The organism is Paenibacillus sp. VTT E-133291 (genome assembly GCF_002264395.1).
GTDB lineage: Bacteria > Bacillota > Bacilli > Paenibacillales > Paenibacillaceae > Paenibacillus_AQ > Paenibacillus_AQ nitricinens.
On record NZ_NFVA01000110.1, the window covers coordinates 1 to 18,326 of the forward strand.

The window sequence follows — 18,326 nt, forward strand, 5'->3', positions numbered from 1 at the left end:
CTTAGATTTGGAGATATTAATGGTGTAGCCGAATAAATGGCTGATGGAGTCGATGTTGCCACGGGTCCAAGCCACTTCAATCGCATGGCGAATCGCGCGTTCAACGCGTGAAGGCGTGGTCTTGAATTTCTCTGCTATGGCTGGATAGAATGTTTTTGTAATCGCACCAAGGATCTCGATATTGTTATATACCATGGTGATCGCTTCGCGCAGGTACTGATAGCCCTTGATATGTGCTGGAACACCGATTTCATGGATGATCGAGGTAATGTTAGCATCAAGATTCTTGCCCTTCGTAAGCGGCACTACATTCGATCTGGACGTCGACGAATAGTTGTACATGTTAGAGGATGAGCTCATGCTGCCTTGGACCCCTACAAGCTGACGTACACGATTTGCCAGGACCTCCATATCGAACGGTTTCAAAATATAATAGGATGCACCAAGCTGTACAGCTCTTTGAGTGATGTTCTCCTGACCAAAAGCGGTCAGCATGATGATCTTCGGTTGAGGATTCAGATCCATATCACGCAGACGTTCCAAGACACCCAGACCGTCTAAATGTGGCATGATGATATCAAGAATAAGGACATCGGGAACTTTGCGTGCTTCGCTTAGCATTTGAAGCACTTCTTCACCATTGTAGGCGATACCCGTTACCGTCATATCTTCTTGTTCAGAAATGTATTCGGAAAGCAAATTCGTAAACTCCCTGTTATCATCGGCCAACAACACTTCAATATTCTGCACTGGCTGCTTCCTCCTTAATTATATCTGCTATTCGAAAATAACATTTTTTTCTTGTCTCTTAACATTTTCGACATGGAGATTGAATTCCCTTCTGTCGAAAATTATTTTTCTTTATTTTTTTTCTGGCATGGATTATAATTAAATATTTTATTTCAAAGTTCGATGATCTTCGTAATCCTTCGACAAAAAAATCTTAAGGCTAAACCGCCTTAAGATTAATTGGATACCTATTCTCCTGTAGGGTTACACCAGAATCCTTAAGCATCCATTCGATGAAGCAACCGTAGCCGGACTTAGGATCATTTACAAACACATGAGTTACAGCGCCGATGAGCCGTCCATTTTGAACGATTGGACTTCCGCTCATCCCTTGAACGATACCACCTGTCTTATCGATCAGTCGCGGATCTGTGATACGAATGACCATACCCTTTGTCGCGGGTGTCTGCTGATGTGCCACATGAATGATCTCAACCTTAAATCGTTCTACCTGCTGCCCATCTACAACGGTAAGAATTTCAGCTGGACCTTCCTTGACTTGATTGCTCATTGCCACAGGAATAGGTTCTTTATAAAGACTATGCTCGGGATTACGACTCATTTTACCGAAGATGCCAAAATCTGTGTTACTCTCCACATTACCAAGCACTTGGCTTTCTTTTAAGAAATGGGCTCGTTTCTCACCCGGATCGCCATCCTGGCTTTTAGAAATCGAAGTTACACTGGACTGAACAATATGACCGCTGCCAACAACAATTGGTGTTCCGGTATTCATGTCCGTAATCACATGTCCTAAAGCTCCATAAACCCCCTGTTTCGGGGCATAAAAAGTTAACGTGCCGACACCCGCTGCAGAATCTCGAATGTACAGGCCTAACCTCCAGACTTTGTCATTAATATCATACGCAGGTTTGAGCTTGGCTGTATGCTCTTTCCCAGCGCGTTTAAAGACAATCGTCAGAGAATTATTCGCTTTTCCAGCACGATCCACAAGCTTGGCCACCTTAGATAACTCGTCCAGCTTCTCTCCATCAATGGAGATCATCAAATCACCTGGCACCAAACCGCTGATCTCACCTGGGGAAAGCTTGGATTTCTCGGATACTTCAATCAGATGATGTCCAACAACCAGAACACCTGCTGATTTCACCTTTACTCCGATCGTTTGACCTCCCGGGATCACCTTCAGTTCCGGTTTGATTCCATGCGCACTCACCTTGGCAGGTTCACTGTTCAGTGGTGCGGCAAAACTTTGGTGGGTTCCCGTTATGCCCGATAAACTAAGAAAGAAGGCAAATAAAAGGCCTGGCATTAACTTCCTGAGGTTAGGCTTCAATGGCTGTCACGCTCCCTTTTGCTTCTTTCGCTTGACGAAAAAGGTGGTCGCCAATTGCGTACCTATAAGATAACCTTGCCCCCAGGCTTTTATTACTGTCAATCATTGTTCCGCTTAGCTTGTTGCAGCCTTACTTGCCTCGGCCAAATTAAGCATTTCCTGCGAGTGGTGCAATGTTTTTTCGGTAATTTCCACTCCACCCAGCATTCGGGCCAGCTCCATTACACGTCCATCATTCGTGAGTGATTCCACTTCTGTCATGGTTCTTCCGTCCTCAACCTTTTTGCGGATTAAATACTGATGATCAGCCATACAAGCCACCTGAGGTAAGTGCGTAATGGAGAACACCTGACATGTGGAGCTCAGCTTATACAGTTTATCTGCAATGGATTGAGCAGCCCGACCACTCACACCGGTATCCACCTCATCAAAAATTAGAACTGGAATCGCATCATGACGCGCAAAAATACTCTTCATTGCCAGCATAATACGCGACAACTCACCACCCGAGGCAATTTTGCCAAGGGGTCTTAACGGCTCGCCAGGGTTAGGGGAAATCATAAATTCCGCACTGTCGATCCCTTGTCTTGTAAGACGAATACGCCGACCCTTATACTCAACTCCACGCGGGTCCTCCAGCGTGTCTAATTTAACCTGTAGCGAGGTTCTTTCCATCTGAAGATCTTTAAGCTCACTCTCCACTTGCGTGGCTAAATCAGACGCACACAGCTTCCGTGCTTCACTTAATTCAGTAGCTGCTTCCATTAATACAGAAAGCAATGCATCGCGTTTGGTCGTCAGTTTCTCCAGGTATTCATCTTTATTCTCAAGCAGATCGGTTTCCCGATGGATTTGTTCATAATAAGCCAAAATCTGTTCTACACTATCTCCGTATTTACGGCGGAGTCCGGTAATTAAATCGAGACGATTCTCGATTTCTTCGAGCCGCTGTGGATTGAATTCGATCTCTTCTCGATAATCACGAAGCTGAAATGCAGCATCCTCCAGCTGATAATAAGAGGACTGCAACTGCTCGAGCACGGATTTAAGTCCCTTTTCATCATAACGAACCGCGTCCTCGAGTCTGGAAATGACATTACCGATGGATTCTAAGCCTTGTCTATCGTAGAGAAGCTCATATGCACCGGATACGGAATCCATCATTTTCTCACTGTGGGATAGTTTGACCCGTTCTTCGGCAAGTAATTCATCTTCTCCCGGTTTTAATGCTGCAGATGAAATTTCTTCTAACTGAAAACGGTACAAATCAAGCATTTGATAAGCCTTTTGGCTGGATTCCTGCAGCTCTCGGAGCTCTTTCTCCACTTTCGCAAAGGCGGAATACTTTTCCTGATATACCGCTTTTAGCGGCCCGATAATGGGTTCTCCGTATGTATCTAACAGTCCCAAATGTCGTTCTGCCTTCAATAAGTTTTGGTGTTCATGCTGTCCATGAATATTAACCAGCTGCTCGCCAATTTCACGTAGCATAGTAAGATTGACCATCTGTCCGTTTACACGTGATGTACTTTTACCCTGAGAGGTGAGCTCACGGCGTATTATAAGATGCTCCTCACGCTGAGCCTCAATGCCAAGACGCTCTAAAGTATCCCAGACGGGATGACCGCTTGGGAGGCTGAAGAGCGCTTCCATCTCTGCTTTTTCACAACCGTAACGAATAGAATCCGCGGAGCCGCGCCCTCCGGCAATCAGTCCAAGCGCATCAATAATAATGGATTTACCTGCCCCAGTCTCCCCTGTGAGCACATGGAAGCCAGGATAAAAATGCACATCTACCGCCTCAACGACGGCTAGATTGCGGATAGACAAGGTTTCTAACACTAATAGAGCACCTCCGAGAAGATGATAAGAATTTGATAGAATAAAAAATTAAGAAATGTAACCCATGATTTGTGAAATTACATTCTTGCTGTCCTCAGGCTGGCGGCAAATAATAAGAATGGTATCATCGCCAGAGATGGTCCCCATAATTTGTGGCCAGTCAATATTATCAATTAAAGCAGCGACTGAGTTAGCCGTCCCCGGTAAGCATTTCATCACCACAAGATTAGCCGATGAATCGATCTGCACAAAGTTATCCACCAAAACGCGCTTTAGCTTCTGTATTGGATTGTACCGTTGATCCGTTGGAAGCGAATATTTGTATCTTCCATCATCCATAGGCACCTTAATGAGCAATAACTCTTTAATATCTCGAGATACTGTAGCTTGAGTAACCTGAAAACCGGATTCACGCAAGGCTTCCACCAGCTCGTCCTGTGTCTCAATATCCTTTTGCGTAATAATCTCGCGTATCTTAATATGTCGTTGTCCCTTCATTGTTGCCTCCTAAAAGTTTTGTAAGCGACACTTCCAGATTAGCAGCGACAAAACTACATCGGAAGCATGGACTTAGTTTTGTAAGCGATGCTCCCCGAATTGCTTCGGCAAAACTACTTCGGAAGCATACACCTAGTTAAATATGGACTCAGTTTGATTCTCCGTCATCCCTGCCGAGCCTAATCACTTGAATAGATCCCGCAGCAACATTAACATACAAAACTCCGCTACATTCCGGATAAATCAGTAAGTATGGAAGCAATGTATCTCGTAAGCCGCTGCCTGTGAAATCCAAAGGTTTGCGTGGTCTAGAAAGGATAACCAAATATATTGATCCTTCCTCTTTAGTCGCCACATAATCTATAAATAACCGGCTATACATCTGCGCCCCGTCTACGTTGAAGGACAACGGGATTTTGAGCTTCCCTCCAACGACCTCGTACCCTTCATCCTCTAGTATGTCTATAGATGGGTGAGGAATAATCACTTTATTAAACGGGATCTGATCCTTCATGAAAGAACGCGGAGAACTTTGCAGCCATATATATATCCGATAAATTATAAAAATCGATAATGCTACTCCAATAAACGCCATGACGACCTTGTCAGAGCTACCCGCCACTATCAATCACCTCGGTGATTTATTCGCGTGAAGCCATGCCAATTCCTTCTTCTAGGCTGTCTTTTTAGAAGCTTTCCGAATAATTGTTATTTTCCATATGGAAAAAGAAACTCACCGGCGCGATGAGTTTCCATGAGTCGAATTTACATTAAAAGTACCCGTAGCCTGCTTAATCACTTCATCCGCTAGGGATGGGAAATCCTCCACTGGAAGGACTGTTGATACAGCCTCTGAAGGCTCTAATATACCTTCTTCAGCTTCCGCCAATTCAGGCGTTAGTCTCCAGTGAGCAAGAAACTCAATATTGCCTTCCCCGCCTGTAATCGGTGAAAAAGTTAATCCCTTCAGCTGGTATCCTAGCTCTGCCGCCATGGTCAGTACATTAATTAATACCTCTTTATGAACAGCAGAATCACGAATTACACCTGATTTACCAACCTTCTCCCGTCCTGCCTCAAACTGTGGCTTGATCAGCGCAGCAATATCCGCCGGGCGCTTAAGCAAAGCTTTGAGCGGTGGAAGAATTATTTTTAAGGAGATAAATGAAACATCAATACTCGCAAAATCCGGAATAGGACCCACTAAATCTGGAGGCGTCATATATCGGAAATTCGTTCGTTCCATCACACTAACACGTTCATCATTACGCAGCGACCAATCCAGCTGATTATAGCCAACATCAATCGCGTACACATGGCTTACTCCATTCTGAAGTGCACAATCCGTAAAGCCTCCAGTAGAAGCACCGATGTCCAGCATGGTCCGTCCTGTAAGATCAATATTAAATTGGCGTAGAGCCTTCTCCAGCTTTAGGCCCCCACGACTGACATAGGGATGCACAGAGCCTTTAACCTTAAGGGTAGCCTCCCGTGACACCTTCATACCAGCCTTTTCAATGCGTTCTTCATCCGCGAGCACCAGTCCTGCCATAATGGCTGCTTTAGCCTTCTCACGGCTTTCATAAAAACCTTGCTCAACAAGTAGTACATCTATCCGTTCTTTACGGTGTTCCATGGTCATCTCCCGATCGTTCAAAGGGTTGCTAATTTCCGGCTTCCATTTAGGAAGACGAAGTTGTTTTGTAGTTATATGCACTCAAAGCCATCATGGACTTGATACGTGCACATAGCGCTTCTACCGTAAGACCTGTTTCCTGGCGCTGTTCTTTAATAGAGCCGTGCTCCACAAAGATGTCAGGTACACCCATCAGATGTACACGAGCGTCATAAATTTCATTCTCTGCGTAGAATTCTAATACCGAGCTGCCGAGACTTCCCGCTTGGCAAGCCTCTTCAATAACAACCATGTTGGTACCAGCGTGAGCCAAATCAAGCAGCATGGAGTTGTCCAGTGGCTTCAGGAACCGCGCATTCACGACGCCTACCTGAATCCCTTCCCGCTTCAGTAAATCAGCGGCTTCTTCAGCCACTTGAACCATAGGTCCACAGGCTACAACAGCATAACCTTCACCTGTACGTAGTCGTTCCCATGATCCAATTGGAATAGTACGCAGCTCAGGATCCATTGCTACACCTGTACCGTTAATACGCGGATAGCGATAAGCAATCGGACCATCATTATATTCAAGCGCCGTCTTCATCATATGACGCAGCTCATTTTCGTCTTTTGGCATCATCATCACCATATTCGGAATATGGCGCATAAAAGCAACATCGTACACACCCTGATGAGTCTCACCATCCGCACCTACAAACCCCGCGCGGTCAATGGCGAACATAACATTCGCGTTATGTCGGCAAATATCATGGACGATCTGATCATAGGCACGCTGCATGAAGGTAGAATACACCGCATATACCGGCTTCATCCCTTCCATAGCCAAAGCTGCACAAAGCGTAGCCGCATGTTGCTCGGCAATCCCGACATCAATCATACGATCGGGAAATTCCTTAGCAAAAGGAAATAAACCCGAGCCTCCTGGCATCGCAGGTGTAACAGCAATCAGACGGGAATCTTCCCGGCCCAGTTCGATCAGTGTCTCGCCAAATACTTCCGTGTACATTGGAGGACCCACAGCTTTAAGCGCCTGACCCGACTCAATTTTGTAGGGCGAAATGGCATGTGATTTATAAAAATCGGTCTCAGCCGGTTTGTAGCCCTTACCTTTCGTTGTTAGTACATGTACCAACACAGGTCCAGCCACGTTATCTGCTTGGTGGAAGGTATCAATCATCTTCTCCAAATCATGTCCATCAACCGGACCGAGATACGTAAAGCCGAGCTCTTCAAACAATACGCCAGGTACCATCATATATTTGAGACTATTCTTTAACTGTTCAGCAGTCTTCGCTAATCGTCCTCCGATGGCCGGAATCTTCTTAAGCAGCCCTTCTACCTCGTCTTTGGCACGCAAATAGTGGCGATCCGAACGTATTTTACTTAGATAATTGTGCATCGCCCCTACATTAGGAGCAATCGACATTTCATTATCGTTCAAAATAACCATCAGCTTACGCTTCTCATGGCCAATATGGTTAAGTGCTTCAAACGCCATTCCACCAGTAAGAGCGCCGTCACCAATCACGGCAATCACCTTATTGTCTTCACCCTTGAGATCGCGGGCCATCGCCATTCCCATTGCTGCCGATAATGAGGTACTGCTATGTCCAGCTTCCCACACATCATGCTCACTTTCGGAGCGCTTAACGAAGCCGCACAAGCCCTGATATTTGCGCAGGGTATCGAAGCGGTCTTGACGACCGGTCAGGATTTTGTGGACATATGCCTGGTGCCCAACGTCGTAAATCATTTTGTCCCGAGGGCTGTTATAACAATAATGCAAAGCCAAGGTAAGCTCCACGACTCCTAGATTGGATCCGAGGTGCCCCCCAGTTGCTGTTAGCTTCTCAATCAGAAATCGACGAATTTCCTCCGCTAGGGTAGTCAATTCATCGACTGACAATGATTTTAGTTGCTCAGGATCATTTATTTGTGGAAGCAGCACGTATAGTTCCCCGCTTTCCTAGATGTTGTAAATTATATAAAACCCATTATAACACAAACGAAACGGCTGTCGAAATACAGCCGTTTCGAAAGTTCATAATTAGTGATCACGTGCCATTAAGTAATCTGCAATTTCCAGCAGGCGCTGGCTATCATGAAAGCCACCGTTCAGAACAGCATTATGGGCTGTTTCAGTAAGCTGCTTCACTTCTTCTCGCGATGCTTCGAGGCCAATAAAATAAGGATAGGTTACTTTATGCTGCTTAACATCACTGCCTGTTTTTTTGCCAAGTTTACCTTCGTCTCCAATTAAATCTAGAATGTCATCCTGGATTTGAAAAGCGAGTCCAATGGCTGTTCCAAATTTATGCAAAGCCTCAAGCTGCTGCTCGTTAGCACCTGCAATACGACCGCCAGCTAGCAGCGAAAAGATAATCAAATCCCCTGTCTTATGCAGATGAATGTACTTCAGCTGTGCAAGATCGGTTAGACCCTGCTCGCCTTCCATATCTGCAATCTGACCGCCGACCATACCACGAGGACCTGCCATTTCCGCCAAATCCTCTACGATGGATAGTACACTTTCTGCAGGGACACCAAATTTACGCGAGGCTTGTACCACACTGTAGAAAGCATGGGTCAGAAGGGCATCACCCGCAAGAATAGCGGTCGCTTCGCCAAAGACTTTATGATTCGTCAGCTTTCCGCGCCGATAATCATCATTATCCATGGCAGGCAAATCATCATGAATTAACGAGTAGGTATGTACCATCTCTATAGCAGCAGCGACAGGCAGGGCAGCCTCTCGACTTCCTCCCAGTGCTTCACATGCGATAATCACCAGCAGTGGCCGGAGGCGTTTGCCCCCAGCCATAAGTGAATACTTCATGGCTTGCTGCAAATTCTCTGGAACCATCCATTGCGCGGGGAGAATAACCTCTAGTTCATGTGAGACTAGATCGCTTAAGGACGCAATGTAATCCTCCAGTGGCTGACGCAGTGTTTCTCCTTCAGAGCTTCTCTCAAGCTCATGCTCAAAGCGAGTCATCGGCGTCCCCTTCCAGACGTGCACCAAACGGCTTCTTACGCAGTTCTCCGTCCTCTAGGGTAATCATTTCGATCTTACGCTCTACCTGCTCAAGCTTACTGCCGCAAAGCTGAGATAACTTCATACCTTGCTGAAATAAATCGATGGCCTTCTCCAGGGGAACGTCGCCGTGTTCAAGCTCACGTACGATTTCCTCCAGCCGGTCCATGGCGCCTTCAAAATCAAGTTCCGCTTCCTTCGTCATCGTCTTTGCCACCCTCCTTCATTCCCCATACCTGGCAGTTCAGCTGTCCGTCATTCATCTTTATCACTACAAGATCGCCAAGCTGTACTTCGGTCAGCGATTTGATTAAATGTTCTTCTGCTTCGTCATAGACTAAGCTGTAGCCTCTCGACATAACTTTAAGAGGGCTCAGTGCATCCAGATGACGAATCTCCGCTACATAGCGAGCTCGCTTCTCCTGCAGGCGGGCCTGCATAGCGCCCATCAGCTCACGGCGCATGCTTTCAGTGCGCTGACGCGCAGCGGCAACACTGCCGTGCGGATGGAACCGCTGCAGACTATGATGCAGCACAGCTTTGCGCTCGCGGGAACGGCTGAGCCGTGCATCCGCTGATCGCTGGAGCCGCTCACGCAGCTGATCCAGCCGCTGCGTGTGCTGCATCAGCGAGCGGCGCGGGCCTGCCAGCGCCAGCGAGCGTTCCAGCCCCGCGTGACGCTCGCGTCCGCGCTGGGCGCGTCTTTGCAGCGCTTGGCGCAGCCGCTGCTGCTGCCCGCGAAGCTGCGCAGCTAGCTCGCCGGCATGTGGCACGGCCAGCTCCGCGGCCGCTGTGGGCGTAGCCGCTCGGAGGTCGGCGGCGAAATCGGCAATCGTGAAATCGGTCTCGTGGCCAACGGCCGAGATGACCGGAATCCCTGATGCCGATATCGCTCGCGCGACTTCCTCCTCGTTAAACGCCCACAGCTCCTCGAGCGAACCGCCGCCGCGGCCGACGATAAGCACGTCGGCCTCACCCATGCGGTTCAGCGCTCCAATCGCCTTCACAATCGAAGGTGCGGCGCCTTTGCCTTGCACCAGTACGGGATAGATTACAATAGCCACCTGCGGAAACCGCCGCTGGAGTGTAATCACGATATCCCGTACTGCTGCCCCCGTTGGCGAAGTAATCACGCCAATGCACTTTGGAAAGCGAGGCATAGGGCGTTTACGCGCTTCTGCAAACAGCCCCTCTTGCTCAAGCTTGCTCTTCAGCTGCTCATAGGCTAAATATAGACTACCAATTCCATCTGGCTGCATGTGTGTGGCATAGAACTGATACTGCCCGTCCCGTTCATATACGGTCACATTACCTCTAGCAATTACCCGAGCACCTTCCTTCGGAATAAAGGGTAGGCGCTGGTTATGAGAAGCAAACATAATCGCTTTGATCCGACTGCTCTCATCCTTTAGCGTGAAATACATATGACCGCTACCATGATGCGTAAAGTTGGAAATCTCTCCGCGAATCCATACATCCGAAAGTAAATTATCCGAGTCTAGCTTCATGCGGATGTAACGGTTGAGTTCTTTTATCGAATAGACCTGCCGCTCTGCCGCCATGAATTCCTACCCCTATTCCAAGCCGTGACGGCGTTTAGCCGCAATCAGCGTGTTGCTCATCAGCATTGTAATCGTCATCGGTCCAACCCCACCCGGAACAGGTGTGATGTATCCGGCAACTTCTTTTGCACTATCATAATCAACGTCACCTGCAAGCTTACCGTTATCCAAACGGTTCATACCCACATCAATGACAACAGCACCCGGTTTCACGTACGAAGCGTCAATGAAATTCGCGCGTCCGATCGCAACAACTAGAATATCCGCTTGACGGCTAATTTCTTGCATATTAGCTGTACGGGAATGGCACATCGTCACAGTAGCATTCTCACGTTGCAATAACAAAGATACAGGCTTGCCTACAATATTACTGCGGCCAATGACCACAGCATGTTTACCAGCCATTCCTGTTCCTGTACGTTTAATTAGTTCAATTACACCTGCCGGTGTACAAGGAAGCAGACTGTCAGCACCAATCACTAGGTTACCTACATTTACAGGGTGGAAGCCGTCAACGTCTTTCTCCACGGAGATCGCATCAATAACAGCTTTTTCCTCAATATGCTTAGGCAATGGAAGTTGAACTAGAATCCCATCAATATCATCGCGTTCATTAAGCTGCGCTACGAGAGCCAGCAATTCTTCTTGCGTAGTAGACTCATCCAGTTTATGCACTTCCGAATGGAAACCAAGGCTAATACAAGATTTTTCCTTGTTGCGAACATACACTTGTGATCCTGGATCTTCACCTACTAGAATTACTGCCAGACCGGGCTTCACGCCACGTTTCGCCAGTTCAGCAACCTCCTGGGCAATACCAATACGAATTTCCTCAGATACTTGTTTACCACTGATGATTGCTGCTGTCATGATAGTCTCTCCCCTTTTATATACTTTACTATTGTACAAGCATAAACGCCTTTGGCGTCCTTATGAGAACGGTAAGCGTTTATACGAGAAATATAAAACATAAAGAATAGGTGAATAACTTATACTTGCTTATATTTATAAAAATTAAGAATGGTCAGCTTTAATTGTATCTATCTCCTGAATCATCTTACCAAGCACACCGTTTACAAACTTACCGGAATCATCCGTTCCAAAATGCTTGGCCAAATCTATAGCCTCATTCACAGCAACCTTAGCCGGAACATCATTCGCAAACACCATTTCATACGCCGCAAGACGTAAAATTTGACGATCCACACGTGACAGACGGCTCATTTGCCAGCCTTTCAAGTAATGCTCAAGCATATCGTCAATTGCAACCTTGTGCTCCCACACACCGTTTACATGCTCCACCACATAATGCTTAAGCTGAATTTCGTCCGTAATTACACGTTCGGTTTCATTCTCCTCTGAAGCTTCCTCCAGCAGCATCTCTACGGCTTCTGCGCTCTCTACATCGTTCATTTCCATCTGATACAGGCTTTGGACAATAATCTCTCTCGCTATACGTCTTTTCATGTGTTCCTCCTAAAATCTTATATCGCATTAACATCTTTACTCAAACTTCTATAACGTCGGGCAACCATACATATAACTTCACACCTCAAGCGTAATAATAATTCAGACTTTAATCACATCGCCTATAATTATTTTAAGCCCAAATCCTTCGAATTCTATCCCTAATCCTTAGAGGATTATTGTCCGATGTCCGTTTAAGATAACTTTTCCAATTAAAAAAACCGCAAAGTCTTTCTTCCAGGGGCATTGGACAACACAAACTTACGGCTTCCTGCTCCGGGAAAAAGACTATCGCGGTTCACTTGAAGGGACGCCAGCGTCCGGATAGACGCGCAATCAGCTCCTGCCACTGAAACAGGGGAGCCTCTGCGTTATCCTTTCTTTTGCCGAACGTATATCCGATGAACACTACCAGTGCAAAGAACAACATATCCCAAAAACCGCAAATTAAATATATCAACCCTAGACCAATGCCGAAAGTCACTCCGGCGATTCTACCCCCGTGACTTTCCCATACTTCTTTCCAAGACATAAGGGAAATTCACCTCTATTCCACTCGACTTTTGAAGCTTGGAGACTGCGTAAGGTTAGCAATATATACAGACACATCCGCAACCGGAATACCGGTTGTCTCCTGCACAAAATCATGCACCTGACGTTGCACTTCTGTGGTTAGCAGCGGCAATGAATGTTCACCATCCACTACTGCGCGAATTGTAATTTCAAGGCCCGCCTGAGAAACGCGAATACGCGATTTGAGATCTCTGATTCCCTTCACTTTACCGGCAGCCTTCAAACTCAGATTCTCAATGGTCTCCACTGAAATCTGGATATCCCCATACTCCGTACGCTGATCAACAGAAGGTAAAGAAGCGCGATCACGACGCAAAGAGATGTAGAAAAATCGGATGCTCAGAAGGAACAAGACAACTGCTACTACAATTGCAGTAATATAAGCTGCTGGTCCATTCTCAATCTCCAAAGTTTTAGGAATAGCACCGCTCAAGAGGAGGATGGCAATAACAGATAATATTCCGATACTTAAGCTGTAGACAAACAGCAAAAGTCTGTCCAAAATTTTTGCCACGAGTCTCATAACCTCCTTAAATTAGAGTAAACCCTCGACTTTGCTGTCGGGGGTTTATGGAAGAACGACGACTGTTATTTCACGCGAAGAATCGTTTCAGCTTCCTCGTTCTTGTCGACAGTGTTGTTGTTCTTGAACTGTACATCATGAATATGCACATTCACTTCCACAACAGTCAGACCAGTCATAGTCTCGATGGAACGCTTAACATTACGCTGAATTTCAGCAGCCACTTCAGGAAGACGGTTACCATATTCAATGATTACAGAAACATCCACTGCAGCTTCGCGTTGTCCAACCTCTACTTTAACTCCTTTAGACAAGTTCTTACGTCCGAGAAGCTCAACAATACCACCGGCGAAACCACCGCTCATGCCAGCTACACCTTTAACCTCAACGGTCGCTAAACCTGCGATCACCTCGATCACTTCAGGAGCAATCTGGATCTCACCGATTTCTGTCCGTTCGTATTCTGTCGGCAATGTACTCATTTTAGACTTCACACCTTTCAACAAAGATTCTCATAAATTCAAGCGTAAAGCACGTCTCTTATTAAACATACTATATCATTTGACGAACTTTATGACAAACAAAGCGAAGTCGTCCTAAATTTCATACTCTTCCAGAAACTTGATGTCAAAATTACCATCCAGAAATACAGGATGCTCCAACAGTTTCTGGTGGAAAGGGATCGTAGTATGGATTCCCTCCACGGCAAATTCAGCCAAGGCGCGCTTCATCTTTGCAATCGCTTCCTGACGTGTGGGTGCCCATACAATCAGCTTTGCAATCATAGAATCATAGAAAGGGGAAATCGTATAACCAGGGTACGCCGCGCTGTCTACACGAACACCAAGACCTCCAGGCGGCAAATAAAAGCCGATTTTACCTGGTGAAGGCATAAAATTACGCTCTGGATCTTCCGCATTGATACGGCATTCAATCGACCAGCCATTAATCTCGATATCTTCCTGTGTAAAGGACAAAGGATTTCCTTCTGCAACCGAAATCATTTCCTTGATCAAATCCACACCCGTAACCATTTCCGTTACCGGATGCTCTACCTGAATACGAGTATTCATCTCCATGAAGTAGAACTGTCCATCCGGTCCAAGCAAGAATTCAAGCGTTCCTGCTCCCGAATAATTCACTGCGAGTGCTGCACGAACTGCTGCATTCCCCATCGCTTCACGGATATCCGGTGTAAGTACAGAACAAGGTGCCTCTTCAATCAGCTTTTGGCGACGACGCTGTACGGAGCAGTCGCGTTCACCTAAATGCACTACATTACCATGCTTATCTGCAATAATTTGAATTTCTACGTGCTTCATACCTGTAAGGTACTTTTCCAAATATACACCAGCGTTGCCGAACGCCTTCTGCGCTTCCTGTTGTGCAGCAGTAATCTGCTTCACCAATGATTCCTCGTCCTCAGCAATCCGGATGCCCTTACCCCCGCCACCTGCGGTAGCCTTAACGATAATCGGGTATCCGATATCACGGCCCAGCATGACGGCTTCCTCAACATCACCTACAAGGCCTTCTGAGCCCGGGATGATCGGAACTCCAGCCAGCTTCATGGTTTCCTTCGCCACAGCTTTATCACCCATACGGTTGATTGCATCTGGAGATGGCCCAATGAAGATAATATTGCAAGATTCACAAATTTCTGCAAAATCTGCATTCTCAGCTAAAAATCCATAACCAGGATGGATGGCATCACATTCTGTTAAGGTAGCTACACTCATAATATTTGTAAAGTTCAGATAGCTGTCCTTGGACGGCATCGGACCGATGCAGTAAGCTTCATCAGCCAACCGGACATGAAGTGAATCCCGGTCGGGTTCCGAATAGACCGCGACGGTGGAAATGCCCAGTTCTCGGCAGGCCCTAATAATGCGGACCGCGATTTCGCCGCGGTTGGCAATCAACACTTTTTGAATGTTCATGCGTTTCCTCCCAAAGTTTTGCGAAGCTTCCGCTCCATAAGTAATCTGCGGTATTTATTCCGGTTTAACCAAGAATAGGGGTTGACCGTATTCTACAAGCTGACCATTCTCTGCCAGTACGGACACGATTTCACCTTTAATCTCCGCTTCCAGCTCATTCATCAGCTTCATCGCTTCGATAATGCATACCGTTGTTTTCTCACCAACACGGTCTCCAACATTAACGAACGACGGCATTTCCGGAGAAGCGGCACTATAAAATGTTCCCACCATTGGAGATACAATTTTATGTAGTTTGCCTTCTGCGGCGGCTTGTGCCTGCTGCGCTGGAGGAACCTCACTGATTACTGGATAGGACACTTGCTGCACGCTCTGCGGCTGCGGGGCAGGCGTAAAGGGATAGGCATTATAAGGAGTCGCCTGTACTGCTGTTCCATCAGCTTCAGGGCGATCCGGTTTGCGAATTGCAAGCTTCATTCCTTCGCTTTCGATCTCCAACTCATGTACAGAGGAGGTCTGGTCCAGCAATTTAATTAATTCCTTAATTTCGCTCAACTTGAACATACATTAGTTCACTCCTTCAGCTTTCTCTCGAAGCCACTTCTTAAGCGGACAAGATAACTTTATGTATTATATCATAAACGCTAGAAATGGAAAGAGCCCGGGAGAACCCGAGCTCTTTCGTCATATTCCCTATAATTTCACGTCTTATTATTTCTCGGAAACATACTGAACACTAACTTTATCCTGAGACACACTCAGTTCTTTCATTACGAGATCAACGATGCTAACCGCTTGTTTTACATCCAGCTTGTCACTCAGTACGACTACTTTATAGCTGTCCCCAGCTTCTTCCTTCACGATGGCTTCCCCATATTTTTGTTGAAGCTGTTCTTCAATGCCCGTAATTTTAGATTCTTTTTCTTCCAGGTTAAGGAGCTGTTCTTGAGCAACTGCGTTATCAGCAGGCGTCTTCTCCATGTCGTTAATCAAAGCGAGTAAGTCTTGTTGGCTCTTTAGATTCTTTTGTTCACGTTCATACAGGTAGTTAGTGAACATGCTGCTCGCCGATACACTTTGTGAAGCTACTTCATCCAGGATTTCTTTATCATTCTTAGCAGGGGTTTTGGATGTTGTAGTAGCCGCTGTATCCTTAGCTGCCGTATCCTTAGTTACTGTATCCTTAGCTGCTGTGTCAGAAGTTTTACTGGAGTCTTTTGCAGCAGAGTCCGTCGAAGCTTTCTCAGAGTTACCGCTGTCTGCTGCTTTACTGCTATCATCCTTAACCGCTGTAGTTGCACTGTCATCAGTAGTTGCAGTGGTTGCACTATCGTCAGCGGCTTTAGTGCTGCTAGCGCTATCTACCACGCCTTCATCAGCAACTACATCTCCTTGACTAACCACTTCATTCACTACGATACCTTTGTCGCCAACCGTTGGTAACGCTGCGTTTGCTGTGTCTTTTTTCAGAGAATCCACCTGCATTGTCCCTGCCGTGTCTTTTGGAACCGATGCACCTGAATCTTCAGTAAATAAATAGTATGCCGAGAGTACAACCATCAAACTGAGCATAGAAACCAACCATATTGTTTGTCTTTTGCCGTTCATTTCTTATTCCTCCTAAAATTTAATCTAGTGGCTGCTTCGGAAGCACTCACTTCTTGACTTTCTCCTGCTACTCTTGTTTGCGTGGTACTACTGAAATCCGCTGAATCGGAACATACAAGCCTTTTTCGATAGCCTGCTCTATGAGTCCACGGACAACCTTGTTCTCTGCCCCTTTGGCAACTACCAGTACGCCACGAACCTGAGGCTTAATCCGCTTCGTCACAATAGGTGTCTCATCGCCCGATTGTGAGTAGGTTACGATTTCGCCATCCCTTGTATATTGCGTCGTGTGACGTTTACCACCACTGGCATCCGTCTCTTCACTAAGCTGCTGGGAGTCGTTCATATTGCGCACCACGACAATTTCTTCTGTTGACTCCACGGTAACCATAATATCGACGGTACCGACGCCAACGATTTTCTCCAAAATCTCCTTCATTCGGTTCTCCATCGCCAGTTCAATGCTTTCGAATGAATTGCTTGTTGTTGGATCACTCTGCACCAGCGCCGTTTGGGAGGACTGATTCTGCGGTGGCTCACGCCCCGTATTCTCGTTATCAATCTTCTTCACATTGACGAAGGAATTAAACAGCATAATCGCTGCGCCCAGCAGACCCAGAATGATTAGCCAGCGAAAAGTATGACTTCTCTTCGGACTGCCAGCCCCACCCCCAGCCCATTGCTCCAGCTTTTTCAGCCAATTGCCCACTCCTATCCCTCCTAACCTTGATCGTTTAGAAGCTATAGACTCATAACTTGACGTTATTCACAACGCCGCCATCCACTTGGATTACTTTGGGATCCAAATCCCATTTTTGTTCCAACAGCTTTACGATAGACTCCGTTTCACTTGAAGATGTGTTATTTTCTGTTACATTTCCGTTCACTGCTTTGGGCTCATCTGCAGAAGCTGATCCATTCTCTGGATTCGTTCCGATCTTTACTTCTACAGGCTCTACAGGAGCGATTGCAATTGGCGGAGCAGCGGCTGCGCTGGAAGTACCGGAAGCCCCTATGGAATTAGCTGTTGCTTGGGACATTGAGACCTTCACTGCGGAGATGACAGGAACATCTTCATTACCAGAGCCGCCGGATTTCCCCATGCCGAGCGTTACAGTGACATTAACCCCGCGTTTTCCGGTCTCGCTGATGATCTGCTCCCTCATTTGCTCAGCAACCTCTTCTGCGGCCAGCTTTAGGCTTTGATCCTGGCGCCCTTGTGCAAGCTTCTGACCATCTGCCAGAATCTTTTCCAAAGAGGGATCTCCACTTCCCCCTCCTGTGAACAAGCCTCCTTCTTTCTCCTGACGACCCATGGCTATACTCAGCTCGGCTATGGCGTCACCTTTAAGGAGAGAAACGATTGGGCTAAGCATGGTAAGTAAGATCAGGAGGCTCAGCACCAGCCTTGCATACCGCTCCATGGACTTACTCGGAAGGAGTAACTCAACGAACGATGCCAACAATACGACAAGAATGATCTCCCGCAGCCATCCTCCTAACCAGCTCATTTTTTCCTCCTAAAAGTTTTGTTAGCATAGCCTTCAGCGAATT

General features: G+C 46.6%; 20 protein-coding genes. All 20 read right to left on the reverse strand.

What is annotated here, in order from left to right:
• A partial coding sequence (gene spo0A / locus CA598_RS27845; RefSeq protein WP_094878585.1) for a sporulation transcription factor Spo0A occupies positions 1-750 on the reverse strand: 750 nt, incomplete at its 3' end.
• A gap of 199 nt (positions 751-949) precedes the next feature.
• A complete protein-coding gene (gene spoIVB, locus CA598_RS27850; RefSeq protein WP_094878586.1) occupies positions 950-2,062 on the reverse strand; it encodes a SpoIVB peptidase in 1,113 nt (370 codons plus the stop codon).
• Between the two features lie 138 nt (positions 2,063-2,200).
• Positions 2,201-3,928 carry a DNA repair protein RecN gene (gene recN, locus CA598_RS27855; protein WP_094873642.1) on the reverse strand — a complete coding sequence of 576 codons (1,728 nt, stop codon included), beginning with the start codon at positions 3,926-3,928 and terminating at the stop codon, positions 2,201-2,203.
• Positions 3,929-3,976: 48 nt separating this feature from the next.
• A complete protein-coding gene (gene ahrC, locus CA598_RS27860) occupies positions 3,977-4,426 on the reverse strand; it encodes a transcriptional regulator AhrC/ArgR (RefSeq protein WP_094873645.1) in 450 nt (149 codons plus the stop codon).
• 148 nt (positions 4,427-4,574) lie between these two features.
• Complete coding sequence (locus tag CA598_RS27865) at positions 4,575-5,048, reverse strand: hypothetical protein (RefSeq protein WP_256990680.1); 474 nt, start codon at positions 5,046-5,048, stop codon at positions 4,575-4,577.
• A gap of 111 nt (positions 5,049-5,159) precedes the next feature.
• Positions 5,160-6,062: a TlyA family RNA methyltransferase gene (locus tag CA598_RS27870; RefSeq protein WP_094878587.1), complete on the reverse strand. Its 903-nt coding sequence runs from the start codon at positions 6,060-6,062 to the stop codon at positions 5,160-5,162.
• Positions 6,063-6,108: 46 nt separating this feature from the next.
• The gene (gene dxs, locus CA598_RS27875; protein ID WP_094873649.1) at positions 6,109-8,013 is read right to left on the reverse strand and encodes a 1-deoxy-D-xylulose-5-phosphate synthase; all 1,905 of its coding nucleotides are present in this window, start codon (positions 8,011-8,013) and stop codon (positions 6,109-6,111) included.
• A 99-nt stretch (positions 8,014-8,112) separates the two neighbouring features.
• Positions 8,113-9,060: a polyprenyl synthetase family protein gene (locus CA598_RS27880; RefSeq protein ID WP_094878588.1), complete on the reverse strand. Its 948-nt coding sequence runs from the start codon at positions 9,058-9,060 to the stop codon at positions 8,113-8,115.
• Positions 9,047-9,304 carry an exodeoxyribonuclease VII small subunit gene (gene xseB / locus CA598_RS27885; protein WP_042129807.1) on the reverse strand — a complete coding sequence of 86 codons (258 nt, stop codon included), beginning with the start codon at positions 9,302-9,304 and terminating at the stop codon, positions 9,047-9,049. The genes CA598_RS27880 and xseB overlap by 14 nt, the downstream gene beginning before the upstream one ends.
• Entirely contained in the window at positions 9,282-10,661 is a 1,380-nt protein-coding gene (gene xseA, locus CA598_RS27890) for an exodeoxyribonuclease VII large subunit (RefSeq protein WP_094878589.1), read from the reverse strand. The genes xseB and xseA overlap by 23 nt, the downstream gene beginning before the upstream one ends.
• 12 nt (positions 10,662-10,673) lie before the next feature.
• A complete protein-coding gene (gene folD / locus CA598_RS27895) occupies positions 10,674-11,531 on the reverse strand; it encodes a bifunctional methylenetetrahydrofolate dehydrogenase/methenyltetrahydrofolate cyclohydrolase FolD (protein ID WP_094873655.1) in 858 nt (285 codons plus the stop codon).
• Positions 11,532-11,675: 144 nt separating this feature from the next.
• Entirely contained in the window at positions 11,676-12,128 is a 453-nt protein-coding gene (gene nusB / locus CA598_RS27900; RefSeq protein WP_042190451.1) for a transcription antitermination factor NusB, read from the reverse strand.
• A 298-nt stretch (positions 12,129-12,426) separates the two neighbouring features.
• Positions 12,427-12,660, reverse strand: coding sequence for a DUF2273 domain-containing protein (locus tag CA598_RS27905; RefSeq protein ID WP_094878590.1), 234 nt, complete (start codon positions 12,658-12,660; stop codon positions 12,427-12,429).
• A gap of 15 nt (positions 12,661-12,675) precedes the next feature.
• Entirely contained in the window at positions 12,676-13,215 is a 540-nt protein-coding gene (amaP, locus tag CA598_RS27910; RefSeq protein WP_042129814.1) for an alkaline shock response membrane anchor protein AmaP, read from the reverse strand.
• A gap of 74 nt (positions 13,216-13,289) precedes the next feature.
• The gene (locus tag CA598_RS27915; RefSeq protein ID WP_036682829.1) at positions 13,290-13,706 is read right to left on the reverse strand and encodes an Asp23/Gls24 family envelope stress response protein; all 417 of its coding nucleotides are present in this window, start codon (positions 13,704-13,706) and stop codon (positions 13,290-13,292) included.
• 114 nt (positions 13,707-13,820) lie between these two features.
• Positions 13,821-15,164, reverse strand: coding sequence for an acetyl-CoA carboxylase biotin carboxylase subunit (gene accC / locus CA598_RS27920; protein WP_094874075.1), 1,344 nt, complete (start codon positions 15,162-15,164; stop codon positions 13,821-13,823).
• 54 nt (positions 15,165-15,218) lie between these two features.
• On the reverse strand, positions 15,219-15,728 hold the full coding sequence (accB, locus tag CA598_RS27925; RefSeq protein ID WP_094878591.1) for an acetyl-CoA carboxylase biotin carboxyl carrier protein: 510 nt from the start codon (positions 15,726-15,728) through the stop codon (positions 15,219-15,221).
• 147 nt (positions 15,729-15,875) lie between these two features.
• Entirely contained in the window at positions 15,876-16,772 is an 897-nt protein-coding gene (locus CA598_RS27930) for a SpoIIIAH-like family protein (RefSeq protein ID WP_094878592.1), read from the reverse strand.
• Positions 16,773-16,839: 67 nt separating this feature from the next.
• Positions 16,840-17,481 (reverse strand): stage III sporulation protein AG, encoded by a 642-nt coding sequence (gene spoIIIAG / locus CA598_RS27935; RefSeq protein ID WP_094874072.1) that lies wholly within the window; start codon positions 17,479-17,481, stop codon positions 16,840-16,842.
• Between the two features lie 40 nt (positions 17,482-17,521).
• The gene (gene spoIIIAF / locus CA598_RS27940; protein WP_094878593.1) at positions 17,522-18,283 is read right to left on the reverse strand and encodes a stage III sporulation protein AF; all 762 of its coding nucleotides are present in this window, start codon (positions 18,281-18,283) and stop codon (positions 17,522-17,524) included.
• Positions 18,284-18,326 lie beyond the last annotated feature (43 nt).

Excerpts from the sequence above, each read along its gene's own strand:
- accB (WP_094878591.1), bottom strand. The coding sequence starts at position 15,728 with ATGTTCAAGTTGAGCGAAATTAAGGAATTAATTAAATTGCTGGACCAG.
- CA598_RS27915 (WP_036682829.1), bottom strand. The coding sequence starts at position 13,706 with ATGAGTACATTGCCGACAGAATACGAACGGACAGAAATCGGTGAGATC.
- spoIIIAF (WP_094878593.1), bottom strand. The coding sequence starts at position 18,283 with ATGAGCTGGTTAGGAGGATGGCTGCGGGAGATCATTCTTGTCGTATTG.
- CA598_RS27905 (WP_094878590.1), bottom strand. The coding sequence starts at position 12,660 with ATGTCTTGGAAAGAAGTATGGGAAAGTCACGGGGGTAGAATCGCCGGA.
- CA598_RS27930 (WP_094878592.1), bottom strand. The coding sequence starts at position 16,772 with ATGAACGGCAAAAGACAAACAATATGGTTGGTTTCTATGCTCAGTTTG.
- nusB (WP_042190451.1), bottom strand. The coding sequence starts at position 12,128 with ATGAAAAGACGTATAGCGAGAGAGATTATTGTCCAAAGCCTGTATCAG.
- CA598_RS27880 (WP_094878588.1), bottom strand. The coding sequence starts at position 9,060 with ATGACTCGCTTTGAGCATGAGCTTGAGAGAAGCTCTGAAGGAGAAACA.
- folD (WP_094873655.1), bottom strand. The coding sequence starts at position 11,531 with ATGACAGCAGCAATCATCAGTGGTAAACAAGTATCTGAGGAAATTCGT.
- ahrC (WP_094873645.1), bottom strand. The coding sequence starts at position 4,426 with ATGAAGGGACAACGACATATTAAGATACGCGAGATTATTACGCAAAAG.
- xseA (WP_094878589.1), bottom strand. The coding sequence starts at position 10,661 with ATGGCGGCAGAGCGGCAGGTCTATTCGATAAAAGAACTCAACCGTTAC.
- spoIVB (WP_094878586.1), bottom strand. The coding sequence starts at position 2,062 with ATGCCAGGCCTTTTATTTGCCTTCTTTCTTAGTTTATCGGGCATAACG.
- accC (WP_094874075.1), bottom strand. The coding sequence starts at position 15,164 with ATGAACATTCAAAAAGTGTTGATTGCCAACCGCGGCGAAATCGCGGTC.
- xseB (WP_042129807.1), bottom strand. The coding sequence starts at position 9,304 with ATGACGAAGGAAGCGGAACTTGATTTTGAAGGCGCCATGGACCGGCTG.
- CA598_RS27870 (WP_094878587.1), bottom strand. The coding sequence starts at position 6,062 with ATGGAACACCGTAAAGAACGGATAGATGTACTACTTGTTGAGCAAGGT.